This window comes from Streptosporangiales bacterium, from assembly GCA_009379955.1.
Taxonomy (GTDB): Bacteria; Actinomycetota; Actinomycetes; order Streptosporangiales; family WHST01; genus WHST01.
Genome location: WHST01000080.1, coordinates 22,236 through 30,185, shown reverse-complemented (window position 1 = coordinate 30,185; position 7,950 = coordinate 22,236). Strand labels below are relative to the sequence as shown.

Genomic DNA, 7,950 nt, shown 5'->3' with positions numbered 1-7,950 from the left:
CGACGGCGCCAGCCGCTTGCGCGGCTTGCGACCCGAGTTCGGTTGCGACACTTCCTACCTCCTGAACGGTGATCAACGTAGCCGTCCAGTGGCCGGGTATTAGAACCAGGAAGTGGTGCACGAACTCAGACGCGGAAGGACGATGGTGGCGACGGGGACGAGGTGGCGGTCGGGGGTACGGGTCTCGCCCGCGGCGTCGCGGTAGGTGCGGTCGGCGGTGGCGGCGAGCCGGAACACCGTCGCGTGGCGGACGGAGCCGTCGGCACCGAGCCAGGGCTCGGGCATCCGCAGGATCCGGCGCGGACTCGTCGTGACCGCGGCGACGACGTCGTCGAGCGGCATGCCGCACGCCAGCAGCTTGGTGAGCGCGGTCGCCATGTCGTGCACCGGGCCACGGACGTTGCGGACGTGCAGGTCGGTGCTGATCGTGTGCGGCGCGAAGCCGGCGGCGACCGCGGCCTCGGCGACGGGGAAGCGGAAGCCCATCGCGCCGTGGCCGACGTCGAGCAGCACGCCGCGGTCGAGCGCGCGCGCCAGAGCAGGCACCGGCCGGCCGTCGGGACGCCACGGCGTGCCGGTCTTGCCGTGGAAGCAGTGGGTGACGACGTCGCCGCCGTCGAGCAGGTCGAGCACGTCCTCGACCAGCGGCGGTGCCTCGCCGATGTGCACGAGCAGCGGCAGCCCGGCCTCCCGCGCGACGAGCCGTCCGAGCCGCAGCGGCTGCAGGCCCATCGCGCCGACGATCGCGCCGCTCGACCGCACCTTGACCCCGCACACCACGTCGGGGTGCCGTGCGATCGCGGCGAGGGTCGCGTCGACGTCCATGAGCGAGATGTGCGCCGTCTCGCGCATGTCGACGAGGCCGTGTGAGCCGATGTTGAGCCACGCGCGCATCCGTACGCGCGCCTGCGGCATGACGTAGCGCACCAGCCCGTCGAGCGTCGCCTGGCCGGCGCTGCCCGCGTCGGCGAGGAGGTGCACGCCGGTCCGCAGGCCGATGTCGTCGGGCCGCAGGCTGAGCGACGTCATGCCGTCGTACGCGTGCGCGTGCAGATCGACCCAGCCCGGGCCGATCACGAGGTCGCCAGGCGGGCCGTCGGCACCGGTGAGCGTCACGGTGTCGCCGGATCCCTTGCGCAGCACCGCGGTACGCGACCCGCCGTCCGGGTCGACCACCCGCATCGGCTCGTCGAGCATCACGTCACCTTCCCGTCGAGCGCGGCCGTCACCGCGGCGTTGTGGAAGCGCCGCCGCACCACCGCGATCGCGTCGGAGTCGCGACGCGGGTGCACCCGGTTGGTGAGCAGCACGACGAACACGTCGAGCACCGGGTCGACCCACAGGCTGGTGCCGGTGAAGCCGGTGTGGCCGTAGGCCGCCGGCGTCAGCAGGTCACCCGCGCTCGATCGGTGCGGGTCCCTGCCCTGCCATGCGAGCGAGCGACGCAGCGGCAGGTGGTCGGTGCGCGGCTCGGTCATGACCGCGAGCGTGCGTTCGGCGAGCACCCGACCGTACGGTCCCGCGCCGCCGCGGCACAGGCTCCGGCCGAGCGCCACGACGTCGGCGAGAGTCGCGAACATGCCGGCATGCCCGGCCACGCCGCCGAGCATCTCGGCGTTCTCGTCGTGCACCGTGCCCTGCACGACACGGCCTCGCCAGGGACAGTCCTCGGTCGCCGCGGCCCGCACCCGATCGGCCGCGGGCACCAGGAACGTCGCCTTCGTCATGCCCGCCGGCCCGCTCACCCGCTCCGCGACGAGCGCGTCGAGCGGCCGGCCGGACACCTGCTCGGCGATCCGGCCGAGGATCATGAACCCCTGCGAGGTGTACTCGACGTCGGTGCCGGCCGGGAACCGCACCGGCAGCCGCGCGACCGCGTCCCACAGCTCCTCGGCCGTCGCGCATTCGCGCCAGAGCGGCTGCTGCCCCGGGATGCCGGACGTGTGGGTCAGCAGGTCGTACACCGTGAGGTCGGCCTTGTCGGTCGACGCGTACTCGGGGAGGTGCGCCGCGACCGGCTCGTCGAGACTCAGCGCGCCGTCCTCGACCAGCGCCATCACCGCGAGCCCGACGATCGGCTTGGTCACCGAGGCGAGGTCCCACAGCGTGTCGGACGCCACCGGCGGGCCGTCCCACGCGAGCGTGCCGACATACCCGCTCGCCACGACGCCGTCGCCACGACCCACCGCCCACGCCGCGCCGGAGAACACCCGCTCGGTACGCGCGCGGTCGAGCACGTCCGCGGGATCCCTGTTCATGCGGCTCCTCCCCTCGGCGGCGCACCCATCGCCCGGGACATCCGGTCGGCGGCCGCCACCACCATCGGTCCGATGAGCTCGACGTCGTCCGGCGGGAGCGCGAACGTCAGCGCGGACACGCTGACGCCGCCGATCGCCGTGCCCGCGCTGTCGCGGACGACGGCGCCGACGCAGCGGACGTTGCGCTCGTTCTCCTCCTCGTCGATCGCGTAGCCGCGGTCGCGTATCGCGGCGAGCTCGCCCGCGAGCGCGGCGTCGTCGACGATCGTGCCGCTCGTGTGCCTGATCAGCGGCGCGGTCGCGGCGACGATCGCGCGCACCTCGTCGTCGGGCAGCCCCGCGAGGATCGCCTTGCCGATCGCCGTGCAGTGCAGGGCGATCTGCATGCCGACGCGCGACGCCATGCGGTACGGCTCCTGCGACTCGACCTTCGCGAGGTAGACCGCCACGGTGCCGCTGCGGACGGCGAAGTGCGCGGTGTGCCTGGTCTGCCGCTGCAGGTTGTCCAGGATCGGGCGCGCGACCGCACCGAGGTCGCGGTCGGCGAGCGTCGCACCCGCGAGCGCGACGAGAGCGGGGCCGGACGCGTAGCTGCCGTCGCCGGTGGTGACCGCGTACCCCTGCGCCGTGAAGACCTGCAGGATGCGGTGCAGCGTCGTCTTGTTGATGCCGGTGCTCCCGGCGAGGTCGGCCAGCTTGCGCGGCCGGTCCGGGGTGGAGAGCGCGCGCAGCACGACGAGCGTCTTCTCCACCGAGTTCATCGCCATCCGCTGCCCCCGCTCTTGACGTGTTCGCACACCTCGGGAGATATTCGTTCAACCATACAGGACGCCGTTTCACGATACGAAATGTGCCTCGGCACGCAAGCGGGGAGCAGAGGAGAAAGCTCATGACCGACCACCCGACGCTCGCCCGGCGCGACCTGCTGAAGATCGGCGGCGTCACCGCGTTCGGCGTGTCGATGCCCGGCGTCCTGACGGCCTGCGCAGGCGACGCCAACCCCGCGAGCGAGGCCGGCAACGAGCTGCGGGTCTCCCAGGCGGTGGATGCGACCACGCTCGACCCGCACAAGCACGGCGACCTGCCGTCGATGCACGTGCTGATCAACATCTTCGACACGCTCACGGTGCGCGACACCAACGACAAGCTGGTGGGCGGGCTCGCGACGAGCTGGAAGCCGATCGGCGACAAGGCCTGGCGGTTCACGCTGCGCAAGGGCGTGACGTTCCACAACGGCGAGCCGTTCGACGCCGAGGCCGTGAAGTTCAGCATCGAGCGGCTCGTCGACCCGAAGACGCAGTCACCGATCGTCGAGCTTCGCTACGTCACCCACGTCAAGGTCGTCGACGAGTACACCGCCGATCTCGTCACCAGCGAGCCCGACCCGATCCTGCCGCAGAAGGTCTCGCTGTTCGGCGGCGTGATCATCCCGCCGAAGTACGTCAAGGAGAAGGGCGACGCCGCGTTCGCCGAGAAGCCCGTCGGCACCGGGCCGTTCGTCTTCGAGAGGTGGAAGCGCGACAGCGAGGTCTCGATGAAGGCCAACGCGAAGTACTGGAAGGGCAAGCCTGCCGTCGACCGGCTGGTCATCAAGATCATGCCCGACCCGTCGTCGTCACTCGCCGCACTGCAGTCCGGCCAGCTCGACATGGTCTCGGGCCTGACGCCCGACGCCGCAGACCAGCTCGGCGACGCGCCCGACCTGAAGATCGTCACCTCGCCGGGCATTCGCACGTTCTTCGTCTCCCTCGACACGCTGAGCGGCGGCCCGCTGGCGAAGAAGGAGGTGCGCCAGGCGCTCAACCACGCGCTCGACGTCCCGACGCTCATCAAGTCGGTCCTCAACGGTGCGGCGCAGCGCACGCCGACGCTGATCCCGCGCCAGGCGTTCGGCTTCGATCCCGCGATCGAGGCGTTCACGCACGACCTCGCCAAGGCGAAGAGCCTGCTCACGCAGGCGGGTTACCCGAACGGCTTCAGCACCAAGCTCTCCGCGTCGTCCCTCGACAAGGACATCGCGCAGGCGATCTCCGGCCAGTTGGAGAAGGCAGGGGTGAAGGCCGAGGTGTCGCTGCTCGACGCGGCGACGTTCAAGTCGCGTCTCGTGTCGGAGAACAAGGCCGCGCTCGGTCCGATGTACTTCTCCGGCAACACCGGCTGGACCATGGACGCCGAGAGCAACCTGCAGTCGTTCATCAGGCACGACCGCCGGCAGAGCCGCTGGGACGACAAGGAGGCCGACCGGCTCGTCGACGTCGAGGAGCAGACGATCGACTCCGGCGACCGCAAGGTGGCCTTCCGCAAGCTGCAGGAGCTGATGAAGGACGAGGCACCGTTCCTCTACCTCTGGCAGACCAGCAACGTCTATGCGCGGAACAACCGCCTGCAGTGGAAGATGAACGCCAACGGCACGCTCGCCTTCGCGGACGCCAAGCTAGGGAAGGCATGACCGAAGGCGCCGCGACCGCACCACCACCGACCGCACGCCGGGTTCGTACCACCGGCGGCATCGGCGACCGGGCGCTGTGGCTGTTCATCGGCAAGCGGTTCGGGCACACGGTGCTCGTGCTGTTCCTTGTCGCGACCGTGTCGTTCCTGCTCGTCCGGCTGTCCGGTGACCCGGTGCGGCAGATGCTGCCGCCCGACGCGACGCTCGAGCAGGAGAACGCGCTGCGCGCCACGCTCGGCCTCGACCGTTCACTGCTCGACCAGTACGTCTCGTACATGACGGGCCTGGTGCGCTTCGACCTCGGCCAGTCGCTCTTCTACCACCGGCCCGCGCTCGACGTGATCCTGGAGCGGCTGCCCGCGACGCTCCAGCTGTCGGTGGGTGCGTTCGTGTTCGCCCTGGTGCTGGCGATCCCGGCCGGCATCGTGTCGGCGCTGCGCCGTGGCACCAGCACCGACACCTCGGTCATGGCCGCGGTGCTCGTGGGGCAGTCGACGCCGGCGTTCTGGGTCGGCATCCTGCTGATCCTGGTGTTCGCGGTGAACCTCCGCTGGTTCCCCGCGTCCGGCATGGGCGGGTTCGCCAACCTCGTGCTGCCGTCGATCACGCTCGGCCTGTACTCGTCCGCCATCATCGCGCGGCTGTTGCGCTCGTCGCTGATCGAGGTCCTCGGCGAGGACTACATCCGCACGGCGCGCGCCAAGGGTCTCGCCACGTGGAAGGTCGTCGCCTCGCACGGCCTGCGCAACGCGTCGCTGCCGGTGGTCACCGTCATCGGCCTGGAGGTCGGCAGCCTCCTCGGCGGCGCGATCCTCACCGAGCAGGTGTTCTCCTGGCCGGGCGTCGGCCGGCTGACGATCGAGGCCATCACGTATCGCGACTACCCGCTGATGCAGGCGACGATCCTGTTCCTCGCCGCGGTCTTCGTGCTCGTCAACCTGCTCGTCGACCTGTCGTACGCCTTCCTCGACCCGCGGGTGAGGCTGACATGACGACCGCCACCACCACGGCGCCGCCGCGGCGCGGGTCGCCCACCATGCTCGGGGCCGTACGGCGGGCGCTCCGGCGCAACCACGCCGCCAAGGTCGCCCTCGCGATCCTCGTCGTCGTCGTGATCGTCGGGGTACTCGCGCCGTTCATCGCGCCGCACGACCCGAACGCGCAACATCTCGAGCTCAAGCTGCGGCCGCCGTTCTGGGACGACGGCAGCGAGCCCGGGTACGTCCTCGGCACCGACAAGCTCGGCCGCGACGTGCTGAGCCGCATCATCTTCGGCGCCAGGGTCTCGCTGCTCGTCGGCATCGCGGCGACGCTGCTCTCCGGGATCGTCGGCACGGCGATCGGCGTCGTCACGGGGTACTACCGCGGCTGGCGCGACCAGGTCTTCATGCGGCTCGCCGACGTGCAGCTGGCGTTCCCCTCGATCCTGCTCGCGCTCGCGATCATCGCGGTACTCGGGCCGAGCCTGTGGTACCTCATCCTCGTCCTCGGGCTCACCGGCTGGGTCGCGTACGCACGCGTCGTCAGGGCGGAGGTACTGTCATTGCGGTCGCGCGAGTTCGTCGTCGCGGCGCGGGCCATAGGCGACAACGGCTGGCAGATCATGACGCGGCACCTGGTGCCCAACATCGTCGCGCCGATGGCCACCATCGGCACCCTGCAGGTCGCGGCGATGATCGTCGCCGAGGCCTCGCTGAGCTACCTGGGTCTCGGCGTGCCGCCGGACATCCCGACCTGGGGAAGCATGCTGGCCGACGGCCAGCTGTACCTGCGGACGGCGTGGTGGGTGGCCGTCTTCAGCGGCATCTCCATCATGCTGACCACACTCGCCATCAACGTGACGGGGGACATGTTGCGCGACGTCGCCGACCCGAAGGCGTACACCCGATGAGCCCCACCGGAAGGGCGACGCACTACGTGTGCGACGACTGCCACGCGCACACGCCGATGCACAGTCCTGCCCTGCTGTGCGACGCCTGTGGTGGTCTGCTCGAGATCGAGTACGACCTGAGCGGTGCGTCACGCGACCTCCTCGACCGCGCGGCGGGCCGGCGGGGTCTCGGCGTGTGGCGGTGGTCGGAGCTGCTGCCCGTGCCCGACGACACCGTCCCGCTGTACCTCGGCGAGGGCGACACCCCGTTGCTGACGACCAGGCGCCTCGGCGACCACCTCGGCATCCCGGGCCTGCTGGTGAAGAACGACACCCTGATGCCGACCGGCAGCTTCAAGGACCGCGGCTTCTCGATCGCCGTCGGCTTCGCGCAGGCGCTCGGGGTCAGCGAGGCGTTCACGTACAGCTCCGGTAACGCGGGCGCGTCGTTCGCGACGTACGCGGCGCGCGCGGGCATGAACGCCACCGTGCTCGTCGAGGACTCCGCCAACGACACGAAGGTCGCGGCGATCAGCCTGTACGGCGCGCGCGTCATGCGGTTGAGCTACCGGTCGAGCCTGGAGATCTTCGCCAGCGTCAGCGCGCTCGCCGAGGCCGGCTTCTACTCGTTCGTGAACTTCATCAACCCCGTGCGCCACGAGGGCATGAAGACGTACGCGTACGAGATCTGCGAGGCGCTCGACTGGCGTGCGCCCGACGTGATGGTGCATCCCGTCGGCACCGGCGGCGGGCTCTGGGGCGCGTGGAAGGGCTTCCGCGAGCTCCAGCGGATGGGCGTGATCGACCGGCTGCCCCGGATGATCGGCGTGCAGCCGGCGGCGTCCGCGCCACTCGTGCGCGCGTTCCAGGACGGCCAGACGATCGCGGGCGCCCACGGCGACGCGAGCCTGACGGTCGCGCAGAGCATCGCGGGCGACGCGCCCATCCAGGGCGGGACGCGCGTACTGCGGGCGATCTACGAGTCCGGCGGGCGTGCAGTCGCCGTCGATGACCGCGACCTGTTCGAGGCGATGCGCCTGCTCGGCCGCGAGGGCGTCGCGGCGGAGCCGTCGGCCGCGGCGTCGGTGGCGGGGCTGCTGCGGGCGCGGACGCAGGGCTGGGTCGCCGACGACGAGACCGTCGTCGCCGTCGTCACCGGGTCCGCGCAGAAGCAGCCGGACGCGCTCGTCAAGGCGGCGCCGCCGCCCAGCGGCGTCGTCCGCGCCAACCCCAGGGCGCTGCTCGAGCTGTTCGGTGAACCCGTTCGGGGGCGCCCGTGAGCTCAGGAGCTGACGAGCGAGCCGGAGGTGGGGGCCGCGTCACCCGCCGCACCACAGACCACGCTGTCGCGGCACCCGCCGGAGGCGAGCGAG

The 7,950-nt window shown here is 71.1% G+C and carries 7 protein-coding genes; 4 read left to right on the top strand and 3 right to left on the bottom strand.

Features of this window, described 5'->3' with window-relative positions; all coding sequences use genetic code 11:
• Positions 1-99: 99 nt before the first annotated feature.
• The 3 genes from GEV10_21530 to GEV10_21520 are packed head-to-tail and all read right to left on the bottom strand — an operon-like array spanning position 100 to position 3,055.
• On the bottom strand, positions 100-1,197 hold the full coding sequence (locus GEV10_21530; GenBank protein MQA81031.1) for an amidohydrolase/deacetylase family metallohydrolase: 1,098 nt from the start codon (positions 1,195-1,197) through the stop codon (positions 100-102).
• Entirely contained in the window at positions 1,197-2,258 is a 1,062-nt protein-coding gene (locus GEV10_21525; GenBank protein ID MQA81030.1) for a serine hydrolase, read from the bottom strand. Before GEV10_21525 ends, GEV10_21530 begins: the two co-directional genes overlap by 1 nt.
• Positions 2,255-3,055 (bottom strand): helix-turn-helix domain-containing protein, encoded by an 801-nt coding sequence (locus GEV10_21520; GenBank protein ID MQA81029.1) that lies wholly within the window; start codon positions 3,053-3,055, stop codon positions 2,255-2,257. The genes GEV10_21525 and GEV10_21520 overlap by 4 nt, the downstream gene beginning before the upstream one ends.
• A 92-nt stretch (positions 3,056-3,147) precedes the next feature.
• Here GEV10_21520 and GEV10_21515 point away from each other — a divergent pair, with 92 nt between their 5' ends.
• From GEV10_21515 to GEV10_21500, 4 genes are read left to right on the top strand one after another with little or no spacing between them, the layout of a single operon-like run.
• Positions 3,148-4,707, top strand: a complete 1,560-nt coding sequence (locus tag GEV10_21515; GenBank protein MQA81028.1) for an ABC transporter substrate-binding protein — start codon at positions 3,148-3,150, stop codon at positions 4,705-4,707.
• Entirely contained in the window at positions 4,704-5,699 is a 996-nt protein-coding gene (locus tag GEV10_21510; protein ID MQA81027.1) for an ABC transporter permease subunit, read from the top strand. Before GEV10_21515 ends, GEV10_21510 begins: the two co-directional genes overlap by 4 nt.
• Positions 5,696-6,598 carry an ABC transporter permease subunit gene (locus tag GEV10_21505; protein MQA81026.1) on the top strand — a complete coding sequence of 301 codons (903 nt, stop codon included), beginning with the start codon at positions 5,696-5,698 and terminating at the stop codon, positions 6,596-6,598. Before GEV10_21510 ends, GEV10_21505 begins: the two co-directional genes overlap by 4 nt.
• Complete coding sequence (locus GEV10_21500) at positions 6,595-7,857, top strand: threonine synthase (protein ID MQA81025.1); 1,263 nt, start codon at positions 6,595-6,597, stop codon at positions 7,855-7,857. The genes GEV10_21505 and GEV10_21500 overlap by 4 nt, the downstream gene beginning before the upstream one ends.
• Positions 7,858-7,950: the final 93 nt, after the last annotated feature.

Coding starts and splice junctions, on each gene's coding strand:
- GEV10_21530 (MQA81031.1), bottom strand. CDS start 1,197: ATGCTCGACGAGCCGATGCGGGTGGTCGACCCGGACGGCGGGTCGCGT.
- GEV10_21525 (MQA81030.1), bottom strand. CDS start 2,258: ATGAACAGGGATCCCGCGGACGTGCTCGACCGCGCGCGTACCGAGCGG.
- GEV10_21515 (MQA81028.1), top strand. CDS start 3,148: ATGACCGACCACCCGACGCTCGCCCGGCGCGACCTGCTGAAGATCGGC.
- GEV10_21510 (MQA81027.1), top strand. CDS start 4,704: ATGACCGAAGGCGCCGCGACCGCACCACCACCGACCGCACGCCGGGTT.
- GEV10_21505 (MQA81026.1), top strand. CDS start 5,696: ATGACGACCGCCACCACCACGGCGCCGCCGCGGCGCGGGTCGCCCACC.
- GEV10_21500 (MQA81025.1), top strand. CDS start 6,595: ATGAGCCCCACCGGAAGGGCGACGCACTACGTGTGCGACGACTGCCAC.